Annotated in this window: 16 protein-coding genes and 1 other RNA gene; 8 read left to right on the forward strand and 9 right to left on the reverse strand. The window is 70.7% G+C overall.

What is annotated here, in order from left to right:
- Positions 1 to 102: 102 nt before the first annotated feature.
- Together CLV46_RS11755 and CLV46_RS11760 are read right to left on the reverse strand one after the other, a co-directional pair.
- Complete coding sequence (locus CLV46_RS11755; protein WP_100364945.1) at positions 103 to 336, reverse strand: anti-sigma factor family protein; 234 nt, start codon at positions 334 to 336, stop codon at positions 103 to 105.
- Positions 333 to 944, reverse strand: coding sequence for a sigma-70 family RNA polymerase sigma factor (locus tag CLV46_RS11760; protein ID WP_245866786.1), 612 nt, complete (start codon positions 942 to 944; stop codon positions 333 to 335). The genes CLV46_RS11755 and CLV46_RS11760 overlap by 4 nt, the downstream gene beginning before the upstream one ends.
- Positions 945 to 1,029: 85 nt before the next feature.
- On the opposite strand from CLV46_RS11760, the gene aroA reads away from it, so the two are divergent.
- The 5 genes from aroA to CLV46_RS11785 all read left to right on the forward strand — a co-directional run bounded on the left by aroA (position 1,030) and on the right by CLV46_RS11785 (position 5,711).
- Positions 1,030 to 2,433, forward strand: coding sequence for a 3-phosphoshikimate 1-carboxyvinyltransferase (gene aroA / locus CLV46_RS11765; RefSeq protein WP_100364946.1), 1,404 nt, complete (start codon positions 1,030 to 1,032; stop codon positions 2,431 to 2,433).
- A 4-nt stretch (positions 2,434 to 2,437) separates the two neighbouring features.
- Positions 2,438 to 3,484, forward strand: coding sequence for a ribosome small subunit-dependent GTPase A (rsgA, locus tag CLV46_RS11770; protein ID WP_100364947.1), 1,047 nt, complete (start codon positions 2,438 to 2,440; stop codon positions 3,482 to 3,484).
- On the forward strand, positions 3,481 to 4,269 hold the full coding sequence (gene hisN / locus CLV46_RS11775) for a histidinol-phosphatase (RefSeq protein WP_170028568.1): 789 nt from the start codon (positions 3,481 to 3,483) through the stop codon (positions 4,267 to 4,269). Before rsgA ends, hisN begins: the two co-directional genes overlap by 4 nt.
- Positions 4,270 to 4,346: 77 nt before the next feature.
- The gene (locus tag CLV46_RS11780) at positions 4,347 to 4,883 is read left to right on the forward strand and encodes a septum formation family protein (protein WP_100366036.1); all 537 of its coding nucleotides are present in this window, start codon (positions 4,347 to 4,349) and stop codon (positions 4,881 to 4,883) included.
- A 33-nt stretch (positions 4,884 to 4,916) separates the two neighbouring features.
- Entirely contained in the window at positions 4,917 to 5,711 is a 795-nt protein-coding gene (locus tag CLV46_RS11785) for a hypothetical protein (RefSeq protein ID WP_100364949.1), read from the forward strand.
- A 62-nt stretch (positions 5,712 to 5,773) separates the two neighbouring features.
- Here CLV46_RS11785 and ssrA read toward each other — a convergent pair.
- Both ssrA and CLV46_RS11795 read right to left on the reverse strand, forming a co-directional pair.
- Positions 5,774 to 6,145: a transfer-messenger RNA gene (gene ssrA / locus CLV46_RS11790) on the reverse strand.
- Positions 6,146 to 6,252: 107 nt separating this feature from the next.
- Positions 6,253 to 7,182, reverse strand: a complete 930-nt coding sequence (locus CLV46_RS11795; RefSeq protein WP_100364950.1) for an NAD(P)/FAD-dependent oxidoreductase — start codon at positions 7,180 to 7,182, stop codon at positions 6,253 to 6,255.
- 66 nt (positions 7,183 to 7,248) lie between these two features.
- Between CLV46_RS11795 and CLV46_RS11800 the strand changes: the two genes are divergently transcribed.
- Positions 7,249 to 7,797: a helix-turn-helix domain-containing protein gene (locus CLV46_RS11800; RefSeq protein ID WP_100364951.1), complete on the forward strand. Its 549-nt coding sequence runs from the start codon at positions 7,249 to 7,251 to the stop codon at positions 7,795 to 7,797.
- A 6-nt stretch (positions 7,798 to 7,803) separates the two neighbouring features.
- Here the strand turns inward: CLV46_RS11800 and smpB are convergent, their stop codons facing one another.
- Complete coding sequence (gene smpB / locus CLV46_RS11805; RefSeq protein WP_100364952.1) at positions 7,804 to 8,280, reverse strand: SsrA-binding protein SmpB; 477 nt, start codon at positions 8,278 to 8,280, stop codon at positions 7,804 to 7,806.
- A gap of 111 nt (positions 8,281 to 8,391) precedes the next feature.
- On the opposite strand from smpB, the gene CLV46_RS11810 reads away from it, so the two are divergent.
- Positions 8,392 to 8,982, forward strand: coding sequence for a hypothetical protein (locus CLV46_RS11810; protein WP_100364953.1), 591 nt, complete (start codon positions 8,392 to 8,394; stop codon positions 8,980 to 8,982).
- A 76-nt stretch (positions 8,983 to 9,058) separates the two neighbouring features.
- Positions 9,059 to 10,051, forward strand: coding sequence for a hypothetical protein (locus CLV46_RS11815; protein WP_100364954.1), 993 nt, complete (start codon positions 9,059 to 9,061; stop codon positions 10,049 to 10,051).
- Here CLV46_RS11815 and CLV46_RS11820 read toward each other — a convergent pair.
- From CLV46_RS11820 to ftsE, 4 genes are all read right to left on the reverse strand, one after another.
- Positions 10,048 to 10,689 (reverse strand): alpha/beta family hydrolase, encoded by a 642-nt coding sequence (locus CLV46_RS11820; RefSeq protein WP_100364955.1) that lies wholly within the window; start codon positions 10,687 to 10,689, stop codon positions 10,048 to 10,050. The genes CLV46_RS11815 and CLV46_RS11820 overlap by 4 nt on opposite strands.
- 17 nt (positions 10,690 to 10,706) lie before the next feature.
- Complete coding sequence (locus CLV46_RS11825) at positions 10,707 to 11,528, reverse strand: CPBP family intramembrane glutamic endopeptidase (protein ID WP_100364956.1); 822 nt, start codon at positions 11,526 to 11,528, stop codon at positions 10,707 to 10,709.
- Positions 11,529 to 11,598: 70 nt separating this feature from the next.
- Positions 11,599 to 12,516, reverse strand: coding sequence for a permease-like cell division protein FtsX (gene ftsX, locus CLV46_RS11830; RefSeq protein WP_100364957.1), 918 nt, complete (start codon positions 12,514 to 12,516; stop codon positions 11,599 to 11,601).
- Entirely contained in the window at positions 12,513 to 13,259 is a 747-nt protein-coding gene (gene ftsE / locus CLV46_RS11835; RefSeq protein WP_100364958.1) for a cell division ATP-binding protein FtsE, read from the reverse strand. The genes ftsX and ftsE overlap by 4 nt, the downstream gene beginning before the upstream one ends.
- Positions 13,260 to 13,426 lie beyond the last annotated feature (167 nt).

The following is a 13,426-nucleotide window of genomic DNA, read 5'->3' on the forward strand; positions in this document are numbered from 1 at the left end:
CCACGGTACGACGAAGGGCGCCGGGAGGGATCCCGGCGCCCTTCGTCGTCGTGCGGCGTCGTCGCCGGTGTCCCGGCGGTCGCGCCGGGGATGCGTCGGGGTCTACGCGGGGGTGCTCAGCCGGGCGAGCACCGCGTCGCGCAGGTGCGCGGGGGCGGTCTCCTGGCACGCCTTGCGCACCTTCTCGGTGAGGGTGAGGCCCACGAGGTGCTCGGCGCTGCAGTCGGTGCAGTGCGCGAGGTGCTCCTCGATGTCCTGCACGTCCTGCGAGCTCAGCTCGCGGTGCAGGTACTCCTCGAGTTCGGCCTTCGCCTTGTCGCAGCCGCAGTCGGTCATTTCGTTCTCCCAGTGGCGGGCACGGTGATCCCCCGATCCCGTGCGTAGTCGGTCAGCAGCGTGCGCAGCAGTCGTCGGCCGCGGTGCAGACGACTCATCACGGTGCCGACCGGCGTCTTCATGATGTCGGCGATCTCCTGGTACGAGAACCCCTCCACGTCGGCCAGGTAGACGGCCAACCGGAAGTCCTCGGGCACCTGCTGCAGCGCATCCTTCACCGCGCTGTCGGGCAGATGGTCGATGGCCTCCGCTTCGGCCGAACGCGTCGCCGACGAGGTGGCCGACTCGGCGCTGCCGAGCTGCCAGTCCTCGAGGTCGTCGATCGTGCCCTGGTACGGGTTCCGCTGGTTCTTGCGGTACCCGTTGATGAAGGTGTTGGTGAGGATGCGGTAGAGCCAGGCCTTCAGATTGGTGCCCTGCTGGAACTGGCCGAACGCGGCGAACGCCTTCACGAACGTCTCCTGCACGAGGTCGCCCGCGTCGCTCGGATTCCGCGTCATCCGCATGGCGGCGGCGTACAGCTGGTCCATGTACGGCAGGGCCTGCTCTTCGAACAGGCTGCGCACATCCGGCTGCTCGCGCTCGGTGTCGTCCGGTGTCTCGTCCATCGCGGTCGAGTCTAGAACGGGTGCCTCCATGACGAGCATGCGCACCCCTCCGTTCCTCGTTCCCGTGCCGATACTCTGGTAACCGATGCAGATCACCAGGTATTCCGCTCCCGAGTTCGATCCGTACGGCGACAATCGTCCGGTCGACGATCCGGATGCCTCCGGCTGGATCGCGCCGACGGCGACGGGGCCCCTGGATGCCCGGCTGCGACTGCCCGGATCGAAGAGCCTGACCAACCGCGAGCTCGTGCTCGCCGCCCTCGCCGACGGCCCGTCGACGTTGCGCGCCCCGCTGCACTCGCGCGACACATCCCTCATGGTCGAGGCGCTGCGCGCCCTCGGTGTCGGCGTCGAGGAGGTCGGCGACGACCGCGGGTTCGGTCGCGATCTGCTCGTGACCCCGGCGGAGCTGTTCGGCGGGTCGACGATCGACTGCGGGCTCGCCGGCACGGTCATGCGCTTCCTGCCCCCCGTCGCCGCGCTCGCGCTCGGTCCCGTCGCGTTCGACGGCGACGAGGCGGCGCGACGCCGCCCGATGCGCACGACGATCGACGCCTTGCGTCAGCTCGGGGTCGACGTCAACGACGACGGCCGCGGCGCCCTGCCCTTCAGCCTGTACGGCACCGGCTCCGTGCGCGGCGGCGAGGTCGCGATCGACGCCTCCGCGTCGAGCCAGTTCGTCTCCGGACTGCTTCTCGCGGCCCCGCGGTTCGAGCTCGGGCTCACGCTGCGCCACACCGGCGAGCGCCTCCCGAGCATGCCGCACATCGAGATGACGATCGCCGCCCTCGCCGCCCGCGGGGTGGGTGTCGAGACGCCGGAACCGGGCGTGTGGATCGTGCCGGCCGCCCCCATCCGCGCCCTCGACGTCGACATCGAACCCGACCTCTCGAACGCGGCACCGTTCCTCGTCGCCGCGCTCGTCGCCGGCGGCACGGTGCGCATCGAGGGCTGGCCGGAGGCGACCACCCAGGTCGGCGCGGAACTCGAGCGGCTGCTCCCCCTCTTCGGTGCCCGCGTCGAGCGCGACGGCGACGACCTCATCGTCGACGGCGGACGCGGCGTGATCGGCGGGGACGCACCGAGGGCCGTCGATCTCGACCTCTCGATCGGCGGGGAGCTCACCCCCGCCCTCGCGGCCCTCGCCGCGTTCGCCGACGGTCCCAGCCGCATCACCGGCGTCGAGCACCTCCGCGGACATGAGACCGACCGCCTGGCGGCCCTCGCGGCCGAGATCACCGCCCTCGGCGGCGAGGTCTCCGAGCTCGACGACGGGCTCGCGATCACCCCGCGCCCGCTGCACGGCGGCGCCTGGCGCGCCTACGAAGACCACCGGATGGCCCACGCGGGTGCGATCGTGGGTCTCGCCGTGCCCGAGGTCGCCATCGACGACATCGCCACGACGTCGAAGACCCTCCCGCAGTTCCCCGAGCTGTGGACGCAGGGGCTGTTGCGACGCGGGCTCGCGGCGTCCGCCGACGCGGTGTGAGTCGATGAGCTGGCTCACCGACGTCGAGGATGACGACGAGTACTCCGACTACGACGAGTCGAGCGCGCGTGTGCGCCCCAACCCGAAGGGCAACCGGCCGCGCACGAAGACCCGCCCCGGCCACGAGGACGCGATCCCCGGCCGGGTGCTCACGGTCGACCGGGGGCGGTTCACCGTGCTGGTCGGCGAGGACACCGCCGAGGAGCGCACCGTGCTCGCCGCTCGTGCTCGCGAACTCGGCCGCACGGCGATCGTCGCCAACGACACCGTCGAGCTCGTCGGCGACACCACGGGCACGGTCGGCTCCCTCGCCCGCGTCGTGCGCGTCGCCGAGCGCAGCACGCTGCTGCGCCGCAGCGCCGACGACACGGATGCGGTCGAGCGCGTCATCGTCGCCAACGCGGAGCAGATGCTCATCGTGATCGCCGCGGCGAATCCCGAGCCGCGGCCGCGACTCGTCGACCGCTACCTCGTCGCCGCGTTCGACGCCGGTGTCCGTCCGATCATCTGCGTCACCAAGACCGATCTCGCCGATCCCGAGCCGTTCCTGGCCAACTTCGCGGGACTGGACCTCGAGGTGTTCCGACGCGGCCAGGACGACGATGTCACGGAGCTCGCCGCCGCCCTCCGCGGCCGCGTGACGGTCGCCGTAGGGCATTCGGGGGTCGGCAAGTCCACGCTCGTCAACGCCCTCGTGCCGGGCGCGCACCGCGCTATCGGTCGGGTCAACGCGGTCACCGGCCGCGGACGGCACACGTCGTCGTCGACCGTGCTGCTGCGCCTGTCCGGAGGCGGCTGGGTCATCGACACTCCCGGCGTGCGGTCGTTCGGCCTCGGGCACGTCAACACCGACAACATCCTGCGCGGCTTCGACGACCTGGCGCGGGTCGCGGCGGAATGTCCGCGTGGATGCACGCACCTGCCGGATGCGCCGGACTGCGAACTCAACGAGGCCGTCGCCCGGGGCGAATTGAGTGCGGATCGCGTCGATTCGCTGCAGCGACTGCTGACGACCCTCGTGCCCGAGCACGGGGCTACGCTGAACCGGTGACCGACTTCTCGCTCGCCGACGACCTCGCTCTCGCCCTCACGCTCGCCGCCGACGCCGATCTCATCTCGTACGACCGGTACCGCGCCCGCGACCTGGATGTGACGCTCAAGCCGGACAGCAGCTTCGTCACCGACGCGGACACCGCGGTCGAACGCGCCATCCGTGCCGGCATCGAGGCGGCCCGCCCGGGCGACGGCATCTACGGCGAGGAGTACGGCGTCCAGGGCGACTCCACCCGGCAGTGGATCATCGACCCGATCGACGGCACGGCGAACTTCTTGCGCGGCCTGCCGATCTGGGGCACGCTCATCGCGCTCGCGGTCGACGGGGTGCCGGTGGTGGGCGCCGTCAGCTCCCCCGCGCTGCAGCGACGGTGGTGGGCCGCCCGCGGGCACGGCGCCTGGGTGTCGGAACAGCACGGCGAGCCGCACCCGTTGCGGGTCAGCAGCGTCGGCGACCTCGCCGAGGCGAACATCAGCTACAACCGCATCCAGGGCTGGGATGAGAAGGGCCGCCTGGACGCGGTGCTCGAGTTGACCCGCGCCGCCTGGCGTTCCCGCGCCATCGGCGACATGTGGTCGTACATGCTGCTCGCCGAGGGCGCCCTCGACGTCGTGACCGAACCGGAGCTGCAGCCCTACGACATGGCCGCGCTCATCCCGATCATCGAGGAGGCCGGGGGCCGGTTCACCGACCTCGACGGCACGCCCGGCCCGTGGGGCGGCAGCGCGCTCGCCACCAACGGCGCATTGCATACCGCCGCGCTGGCGATCGTCAAGGGGTGACCGGAGCGAATCCGTTTCGCTAGGCTCGCAGCGGCGTGATCGCGCCGCTCAGCACCCGCACAGCACCCGGAGCCGTCATGTCGTCCTCTCCCCTTGCCCGCACCCTCGCGGTGGCCGCCATCGCCCTCGCGGGCGTCACGCTGAGCGGCTGCAGCCTGCTGAGCCAGTTCGGCGGCGCGGGTTCCGCTCCGCAGCGCGACGAGCAGAACCAGGTGACCGAGGCGCAGGATGACGCCGACGTCTTCGCCATCATGGTCGGCGACTGTCTGAACGACGGCGAGCAGACCGACACCGAGGTGATGACCCTGCCGATCGTGCCGTGCGACGAGGAGCACGACAGCGAGGCCTTCCACTCGGAGGACCTGCCCGACGGCGAGTACCCGGGCCAGGAGGCGGTGGCCGCGTCGGCCGAGGAGATCTGCGCCGCGCAGTTCCCCGCGTTCGCGGGCATCGCGTTCGAGGAGAGCACGCTCAACTTCGGCTACTACAGCCCCACCCAGGAGAGCTGGGAGCAGCGCGACGATCGCGAGATCCTCTGCACGATCTACGCCCTCGACCCCGAGACCGGGGAGCCCGTGCGCACGACCGGCACGCTCGAGGGTGCCGCCCGCTGATCCTCGCCGCCCGAGGCGCGCTAGGCTCGCCGCGTGACTGCAAGCGCTTGCACTGACGACCCGCTCGCCGCGTTCGACGCCTACACCGACGCTCTCGTCGCCTCCGTTGCGTCCCGGGCCGACGTGCTCGGGCTCGTGCTGCTCGGGTCCGGCGCGGAACCGCATCGGATCGACGAGTGGAGCGACCACGACTTCTACCTCGTCGTCGACGACGGCGCGGCCGAGGACTACCGCCTGGACCTCTCCTGGCTGCCGGACGCGGAGCGCATCGTGCTCGCGCCACGCGAGACGGAGCACGGACTCAAGGTCGTCTACGACGACGGGCACGTGCTCGAGTTCGCCGTGGCGACCCTCGGCGAGGTGGCCGGCTTCGGCACCAACCACTGGCGCGTCGTGCTCGATCGCGGCGAAGTGGAACCCGTCATCCGTGCCGCCGCCGCGCGCTCGGCGCTGCTTCCCGAGCCCGACCCGGCGCGCGACATCCGCCTCTTCCTCGCCCAGCTGCTCATCGGCACCGGTCGCGCGCGACGCGGTGAGCTGCTGACCGCGGGCGAGTCCGTGCGCGGGCACGCCCTCAAAGCCCTCCTCGCCGTCTGGCGCTCCCGCGTGGACGCCGAGCACCCGGAGCATCTCGACCGGCTCGATGTGCACCGTCGGTTCGAGCGGGTCTACCCGGCCGCGGCCGCCGAGCTCGCGGCGGCATCGAGCTCGGAGCCCGAGCCCGCTGCCCGCGCCCTGCTCGAGATCGCCGAGCGCGGACTCGCGCCCGGGTGGTCGGAGTGGCCGACGGAAGCGGTGGCCGCGATCCGGCGCCGGCTCGACTGGTGAGAACGCACGAAGGCCGCCCCGGGGGACGGCCTTCGTGTCTGTCGCGCGACTGCGGCTCGCGATGGTGGAGATGGGGGGAATCGAACCCCCGTCCATCGCTGTGAGCCTGCGCCTTCTACGGGCGTAGCCTATGGAAGCGTTCTACTCGGCTCCGACCTTTGTCACAGGCACCCAGGTCGACGAGCCCAGCCCGAGTGCAAGTCCCACGACGCCCTCAGGCGTGACGTCGCAGCAAGCCTCCTAGATAACGCCAGAACCGGGTCGGAGGCATCACCCGGCCTGACGGACCTTCAGACTCTTACTTACGCAGCAAGAGCGAGGTCGGTGCGCTTAACGTTGGCACCTATGTTTTGCAGAGATCGTTAACGAGATAACCCTGCATCCTCGGCCCGCTTCTCGCAGTTTCGCAGGCGATGTCGAAACCGATCATCCCCTCGAGTGCGAGTCGCAGTCGCGCGCTGTGGAGTTGTCAACCGCACCTTCCGGTGCAGCCCTCCATGCTAGCGCGCGACCGCGAGTCGCACCATCCACGCCCGATCCGTCAGGCTGCGCCCTCGGCGAACGCGAGGGCGACGTCGTCGTGCACGAGCATCATGTTCACAGCCGCCGCCGCACGCGAACCCCCCGCCGCGGCGGGAAGCACCTGCGCCATCGGTTCGACGACGTTCCCGACGGCGGAGACGCCCGGCACCGACGTCGCGCCGGTGAAGTCGACGCGCACGAGTTCGACGCCGATGTTCGGCTCGAGCACGGTCTCGGCGCCGAGCGCCCGCAGCAGGGCGTCGTTCGGCCGCGGATCCGACGCCACGAACACGGCGTCGCGCTCGAGCACCGAGCCGTCCGCGAGGTCGAGGGCGACGCGGTCGCCGATGCGACGCACCGCGGTCACGGCGGTGCGGAGCACGCGTCCACCACGCACCTCGACACCGCGCACCTGCTCGGGGTCGAGCTCCGCCTCGCCGACGACGGTGAGGTCATCGGTCCACTGGGTCAGCAGGAGCGCCTGGTGCCCCGACCCCGGCTTGACGGCGAGCACCGCGATCGCCTGGTCGCGCACCTCCCATCCGTGGCAGTACGGACAGTGGTGCACCTTCTCGCCCCACAGCTCGGTGAGTCCCGGGATGTCCGGCAGCACGTCGGTGAGCCCGGTCGCGACGATCAGACGACGGGCGCGGGCGCTCGTGCCGGATGCGCGCGTCACCGTGAAGTCGCCCACGGCCCCGGTCACCGACGCCACCGTGTCGTCGACGTACGCGACCCCGTAGGCGCTCGCCTCGATGCGCATGTCGGCCACGAGCTCGAGCGGGTTCGCCCCCTCCCGGCCCGGGTAGGAGTGCACTCCCGATGCGAAGCGATTGCGCGGCGACCCGCCGTCGATGACGAGTACCCGCCGCCGGGCGCGGCCGAGGGTGAGCGCGGCGCTCGACCCTGCGGCGGCGCCCCCGATGATGATGACGTCGTAGTTGTCCATGCCCGCACGGTAGGAAGCCGGTTCCCTCCTCGCGAGCGAATTTGCGGATCTGGCAAACTCGGAGGCATGGAACTGCCCGCGCGACTGCGCGAACGTCGACGCCGCGCCGGCCTCACCCTCGCCGTCGCGGCGGAGCGCGCCGGCCTGTCGGTGAGCACCCTCTCGCGGATGGAGACCGGGGAGCGCCGGGTGCCCCTCGAGACGGCGATCGACCTCGCCCGCGCCTACGGCGTCAGCCTCGACGAACTCGTCGCCGACCCGACGGTCTCCACTCCTGAGGTGCAACGCCACGGCACGCGCACCTACACGGCGCTCGGGCCGACCCTGCGCACGCATCGGGCCCATCGCATCACGATCGAGGCGAGCGACGTGCATCCGACACCCCGCGTGCACGCCGGGCGGGAGTGGTTGTACGTGCTCTCGGGGCGGATGCGCCTCGTGCTGGGCGATGAGGACATCACGGTCGCGGCGGGCGAGACGGCCGAGTTCGATACGCGCCTCCCCCACTGGTTCGGCAGCGACGGAAGCGGCCGCGTCGACCTGCTCAGCCTGTTCGACACGGAGGGTGAGCGCATCCACCTGCGCGTGCAGACCTCGCCGAAGCGGGAGGGGTGAGCCGGCCTATTCGCCGAGGTAGCGGCGGGCCGCCATCGCGCGGTCGGCCTCGCGGCGGTCCTGCCGCTCGCGCAGGGTCTGCCGCTTGTCGTACTCCCGCTTGCCCTTCGCGAGGGCGATCTCGACCTTCGCGCGACCGTCGCTGAAGTACAACTGCAGCGGCACGAGGGTGTACCCGCCCTCCTTGACCTTGCTGGAGAGCTTGAGGATCTGCTCCTTGTGCAGCAGCAGCTTCCGCTTGCGGCGCGGGGGGTGGTTCGTCCAGGTGCCCTGGTTGTACTCGGGGATGTGCACGGCGTCGAGCCATGCTTCGCCGCCATCGATGTACGCGTAGCCGTCGACGAGGGACGCGCGACCGGCCCGCAACGACTTCACCTCGGTTCCCGAGAGCACCATTCCGGCCTCATAGGTGTCTTCGATGGTGTAGTCATGGCGGGCTTTGCGATTGGTGGCCACGACCTTCTGACCACGTTCCCTGGGCACGACACGTTCCTTTCGACGCGCTCGGCGGGTGCCGAGCAGCCTGTCAGCTTAGCGCAGCGTCGCTGGGGAACGCGAGCGCGGTCGCCTAGCCTGTCGTGAGGAGGATCTCTCATGGACTACACCGCCGCTCCGAAACCGTGGGCACCGATCGAGGCCGCGGAGGTGCGGCGACTCGCGATCGCGATCGTGATCTCGATTGCGGTGGGTGCCGTCGTCGGCGTCTTCCTCGGCCTCCCGGCCCTCACCTCCGGGGATCCGTCGAGGGTCGCTCGCGCGCTCCTGTACATCGGTTCGGGCGTCTGCCTGGCCGGGTTCCTCGGCGCGAGCCTGGGCGGATGGCGCCTCATCGCGGGTGAGAACGACTTCGCGGGCCGCGATCGCCCGGTCGTGCGACGTGTGCGACGGACGGTCCTCCGCGGCAAGACGGAGACGCTCGACGAGTACGAGTCGGAGATCGCCGCCCGCTTCGCCCGCGCCTATCCGACCATCGCGGTGGCGCGGCTCGTGGCCTACGGCCTGCTGGTGCTCAGTGCCGGACTCAACCAGACCGCGACGCTGACTCGTGAACCCGGTGCCGTCATGCCCGTGGTGCTGACCGGCGCAGTCGGGCTGGTCCTCATCGGCCTGGTGTGCCAGACGACCGTCCTCGTACGACGCGCCCGACGTTACCGCTTGACGCGTACGTCGCCGTCACTGACCTGAGCATTCCCTGTATGGCGCGGTAGACCGATCCGTCGATCGAGTTGAGTGTGCTTCACCTCGAGATGGGACCCGAACCATGAGAGTCGTCGCGTACGTCCTGACCGTTCTGCTCGTCACCGCTGTGATGGTCGGCGAGACCGTGCTGCTGCTCCTCACCTCCACCCACCGCGAGCCGGGGACCACCGGCATCGCCGGCGCCGGTCTCGGCGTGATGGTCTACGGGCCACTCATGCTCGGCAGCGTCGCCGCCTGGTGGCGGATGCGTGACGCGAGCGACGCCGGCCGCTACTACCGCCTCTGGCTGATCTGGACCGCAGTGGCGTCTGCGGTCGGGGCGGCCCTCGTCGTTGTCGGCGGCGTACTGTCGGGCACCGCCCCGTGGGCGGTGGCGATCGTCATCGCGACCGGCGTCGTACTGCTCGCGGTGGCCGTGCCCCTCGGCGACCGGGTGCGCCGCTCCGCGGACCGGCATCGTGAGCCCTCGGCGGAGCACTGGACACCGACCGGGCCCGGTGCCGTGGTGCGCGTCGTCCGCATCACCGCCATCACCTTCGCCGCCGTGCTGCTCGTCGGCGTCGTCGGCGCCGCCGTGCTCGCCGCGACGGTCGACCCGGACCTCTTCGGCGACACGGTCCTCCTGGCGGTCCCGCTCGCGTTCTTCGGCGCCGGACTCGCCTGCGCACTCGCCGGTCTGCGCGTGTCCAAGAATCTGCGCGAGGCGGCGGCGGGCGATATCGGCACGCTCCGTAAGCTCATGCGTGTCGTGCTGCGGGGCAAGCCGGAGTCCCTGGACGACACCGAACAGGTCGCCGCGGCCCGGTACGCGGCGGGCATCCCCATCGCCCTCGGCATCCAGCTCGCGTTCCTCGGCCTGCTCTACGCCGGCCTGGTCATCCAGCAGGTGATCACGCTGCTCGGGAGCGACGGTGGCTCCCCGATGCAGCTCGCGATCCTCGTGCTGCTCGTCCTCATGCTCGCGGTCGTCGTACCGCTCACCGTCGTGCGCATCCGTCGAGCCCGGCGGTACGCGCGGGAGCACGCCGACCTGCTGCAGCCCGAGACGGTCTAGCGGGCGACCTCGCGCACGAACGCGGTGACGGCATCCGCCGTCGTGGCGAGGTGCTGGGCGTGGGTGAAACCGCTCACCTTCGTGCGCGGCTTCAGCTCGTGCTCCCCGTCCTCGAGCCAGAACAGGCGGATGCCCGCACCGAGCGAGTACCCGGGCACCTCGTCGCGCGTGCCGAACGGGTCGCGCGTGCCCTGGCAGATGAGCGCGGGCGTCGCGAGGTGCTCGAGATGGGCGGTGCGCAGCTTCTCGGGCGATCCGGGCGGATGGAACGGGTAGCCGAGGCACACGAGCCCCGCGACAGCGCCTTGCGCATGCAGGTCGTCCGCGACCATGCTCGCGACCCGGCCGCCCATGGACTTGCCGCCGATGACGACCGCCCCTCCCGCATCCGAGACGATCCGCGCGACGGCGTCGCGGTACTCCCCCATCACGGTCTCGGCTCGCGGCGGCGGCTTGCGGGTGCCGCTGCGCCGGGCCGCCATGTACGCGAACTCGAACCGCGCGACCCGGATGCCGCGGTCGGCGAGGAGCCCGGCCATCCGGTCCATCCACGGGGAGTCCATCGCCGCGCCGGCGCCGTGCGCGAGCACGAGCACGGGCGCGTCGTCGGGTCCGGTCCACAGCAGGTCGATCGCCATCCACCGAGCCTACGGATTCAGCCGGTCGCCCGACGGCTCGGCCGGGTCCACGAGGTGGTCGAGGGCGGCTCCGCCTCCCGCCACGTGGCGAGTACGACTGCGGCGACGGCGGTGGTGAGGAGGAGTTGCAGCAGCGCGCCGCCCAGCCCGCTCGTCGGCAGCAGCCCATCGGCGGCGTTGACGCCGGCGTGGAGCGCCACGGCCGCCCACGCGCCGCCCCGCCACCGCTCGCTCACCGCGAGCGCGATGACGCTGAGCGGCAGGAAGGAGACGAAGAAGACGGCGACCTCCTCGAGCGGCATCCGGCTCTGCCCGGTGCCCTCGAGGGCGAACAGCGGCACGTGCCACACCGCCCAGATCGCCCCGACGACGAGCGCCGTCGAGAGCCGCCCGCGGGTCGCCCGCAGTCGCGGCTGCAGCCATCCGCGCCAGCCGAACTCCTCAGCGATCGGACCGGCGAGCAGCACGAAGCCGAGCACCACGAGCGGACCACCGAGTGACGCGACCATGTCGCCCGCGTGCGCCGCGATCCCCGGAGCCGGGTGGAAGACGAGCGCCGTCGCGAGCGCCGGTGCGACACCGAGCACCACGGCGAGCGGCAGCCAACGCGACGGACGCACGGTGCGTCGCGCGCGTTTGACCGGATCGTTCAACCACATGGCGAGCGCCGCGAGCGACGGACCGGCGGCCGCGAGTCCGAACACGAGCTGCACCGCACCCGACGTCACATCCACGCGCAGCACCCCGAGCACGGTCCACGGGATCCAACTCAACCCGAAGGCGAGCAGCAGGAACAACCGGATGCGGCGACGCGGCGCGTGCACGATGTGGCGGGTCATGTCGCCACTGTGCCGCGGGGCGACGAGCGTCACATCCCGCCGCGGTAGGGCGCGGGATGCGACGGAGGGGTCACACCTTCAGGTACCGGCGTATCGCGACGTTGGCCGAGAGCGCGGCGAGCAGGATGCCGATCACGAACAGGATCGGCACCACGATGAGTGCGTCGTCCATCGACACGAACGGCTGCGTCTGCGACACCTGTTCGCTCAGGTAGCCCTGCACGAAGAACCGCACGAGCAGCGTGATCGCCGCCCCCGCGAGCACCGATCCGATGAGGGCCGCGAACACGCCCTCCAGGATGAACGGCGTCTGGATGAAGCGGTTCGACGCGCCCACGAGGCGCATGATGCCGAGCTCGCGTCGCCGCGAGAAGGCGCTGAGCCGGATGGTCGTCGCGATCAGCAGCACCGCGGCGACGAGCATGAGCACCGCGATCCCGATGGCCGTGTAACTCGCGGCGTTGAGGGCGCTGAGGATGGGGTCGAGGTACTCCCGCAGGTCCTGCACCTGTTCGACTCCGGCCTGACCGGCGAGCGACTCGCGGATCACCGCGCTCTTGGTGGGATCGACGAGGTTCACCCAGAACGTCTGGTTCATGTATTCGGGGGTGACGATGTCGGCGATCGCGTTGCCGGCGTACTGGGTCTGGAAGTTCTCGTACGCCTGCTGCTGCGTCTCGAGCTCGACCCGCTCGATGTACGGCTCGAGGGTCGGCGAGTCGAGCAGCTGCTGCACCTGCGCGACCTGCTCCTCGGTGGCCGCCGTGCCGTTGCAGGCGGGGGTGGTGGCGAAGCCGTTGCACATGTAGACGGCGACCTGGGCGCGGTCGTACCAATAGCCCTTCATCTGCCCGATCTGCATCTGCAGCAGGATCGCGGCGCCCACGAAGGTGAGCGAGATGAAGGTGACGAGGATGACCGAGATCACCATCGAGATGTTGCGGCGCAGGCCCTGCCCGACCTCCGACATCACGAGTCCGAACCTCATCGGGTCACCCCCTGGGCGGAAGCATCCGACTGCAGTCCGAAGGTCTGCACCGGGATGGTCTGCGTCAGGTAGCCGCCGCGACGCTCGTCGCGCACCACCTGTCCGCCGATGAGTTCGATGACGCGGCGCTGCATCTGGTCGACGATGCCGGCGTCGTGCGTGGCCATGACGACGGTCGTGCCGCCGGCGTTGATGCGCTCGAGCAGCGTCATGATGCCGGCGCTCGTCGTGGGGTCGAGGTTTCCCGTGGGCTCATCGGCGAGCAGCACGGCCGGCTTGTTCACCACGGCGCGGGCGATCGCCACACGCTGCTGCTCACCACCGCTCAACTCGTGCGGGAAGCGCTGCGCCTTGCTGCCGAGGCCCACCATCTTGAGCGTGTCGGGCACGGCCTCCTGGATGAAGCCCTTGCTCTTGCCGATCACCTGGAGCGTGAACGCGACATTGTCGAACACCGTCTTGTTCGGCAACAGCCGGAAGTCCTGGAACACGACGCCGAGGTTGCGGCGGAAGTACGGCACCTTGCGGCTCGAGATCCGGCCGAGGTCCTGCCCGAGCACGTGGATCTTGCCCTTGGTCGGCCGCTCCTCTTTGAGGATGAGCCGCAGGAGGCTGGACTTCCCGGACCCGGACGCGCCGACGAGGAAGACGAACTCCCCCTTCAGCACTTCGAGCGTGACCGCATCGAGCGCCGGACGCGGGTTGCGCGAGTACAGCTTGGTGACCTCGTCGAATCGAATCATGACGGATCGAGCGTAGGTCGGTCGTCGCATTATCGCGGCAGCGACTCGCCCGTGGTAGAGCCTGAACGTCGCCTGGCACCCGGAGCCGAGACCTTCTCGTTCCCAGGCCCGGTTCCTACCGTGGCCGACATCCACGATGGGCGAGCCGCCACAGACCCGCGCCGTCA

It is taken from the genome of Diaminobutyricimonas aerilata, assembly GCF_002797715.1.
GTDB classification, from domain to species: domain Bacteria; phylum Actinomycetota; class Actinomycetes; order Actinomycetales; family Microbacteriaceae; genus Diaminobutyricimonas; species Diaminobutyricimonas aerilata.

Excerpts from the sequence above, each read along its gene's own strand:
- CLV46_RS11755 (WP_100364945.1), bottom strand. The coding sequence starts at position 336 with ATGACCGACTGCGGCTGCGACAAGGCGAAGGCCGAACTCGAGGAGTAC.
- CLV46_RS11760 (WP_245866786.1), bottom strand. The coding sequence starts at position 944 with ATGGACGAGACACCGGACGACACCGAGCGCGAGCAGCCGGATGTGCGC.
- aroA (WP_100364946.1), top strand. The coding sequence starts at position 1,030 with ATGCAGATCACCAGGTATTCCGCTCCCGAGTTCGATCCGTACGGCGAC.
- rsgA (WP_100364947.1), top strand. The coding sequence starts at position 2,438 with ATGAGCTGGCTCACCGACGTCGAGGATGACGACGAGTACTCCGACTAC.
- CLV46_RS11780 (WP_100366036.1), top strand. The coding sequence starts at position 4,347 with ATGTCGTCCTCTCCCCTTGCCCGCACCCTCGCGGTGGCCGCCATCGCC.
- CLV46_RS11795 (WP_100364950.1), bottom strand. The coding sequence starts at position 7,182 with ATGGACAACTACGACGTCATCATCATCGGGGGCGCCGCCGCAGGGTCG.
- CLV46_RS11800 (WP_100364951.1), top strand. The coding sequence starts at position 7,249 with ATGGAACTGCCCGCGCGACTGCGCGAACGTCGACGCCGCGCCGGCCTC.
- CLV46_RS11810 (WP_100364953.1), top strand. The coding sequence starts at position 8,392 with ATGGACTACACCGCCGCTCCGAAACCGTGGGCACCGATCGAGGCCGCG.
- CLV46_RS11815 (WP_100364954.1), top strand. The coding sequence starts at position 9,059 with ATGAGAGTCGTCGCGTACGTCCTGACCGTTCTGCTCGTCACCGCTGTG.
- CLV46_RS11820 (WP_100364955.1), bottom strand. The coding sequence starts at position 10,689 with ATGGCGATCGACCTGCTGTGGACCGGACCCGACGACGCGCCCGTGCTC.
- CLV46_RS11825 (WP_100364956.1), bottom strand. The coding sequence starts at position 11,528 with ATGACCCGCCACATCGTGCACGCGCCGCGTCGCCGCATCCGGTTGTTC.
- ftsX (WP_100364957.1), bottom strand. The coding sequence starts at position 12,516 with ATGAGGTTCGGACTCGTGATGTCGGAGGTCGGGCAGGGCCTGCGCCGC.
- ftsE (WP_100364958.1), bottom strand. The coding sequence starts at position 13,259 with ATGATTCGATTCGACGAGGTCACCAAGCTGTACTCGCGCAACCCGCGT.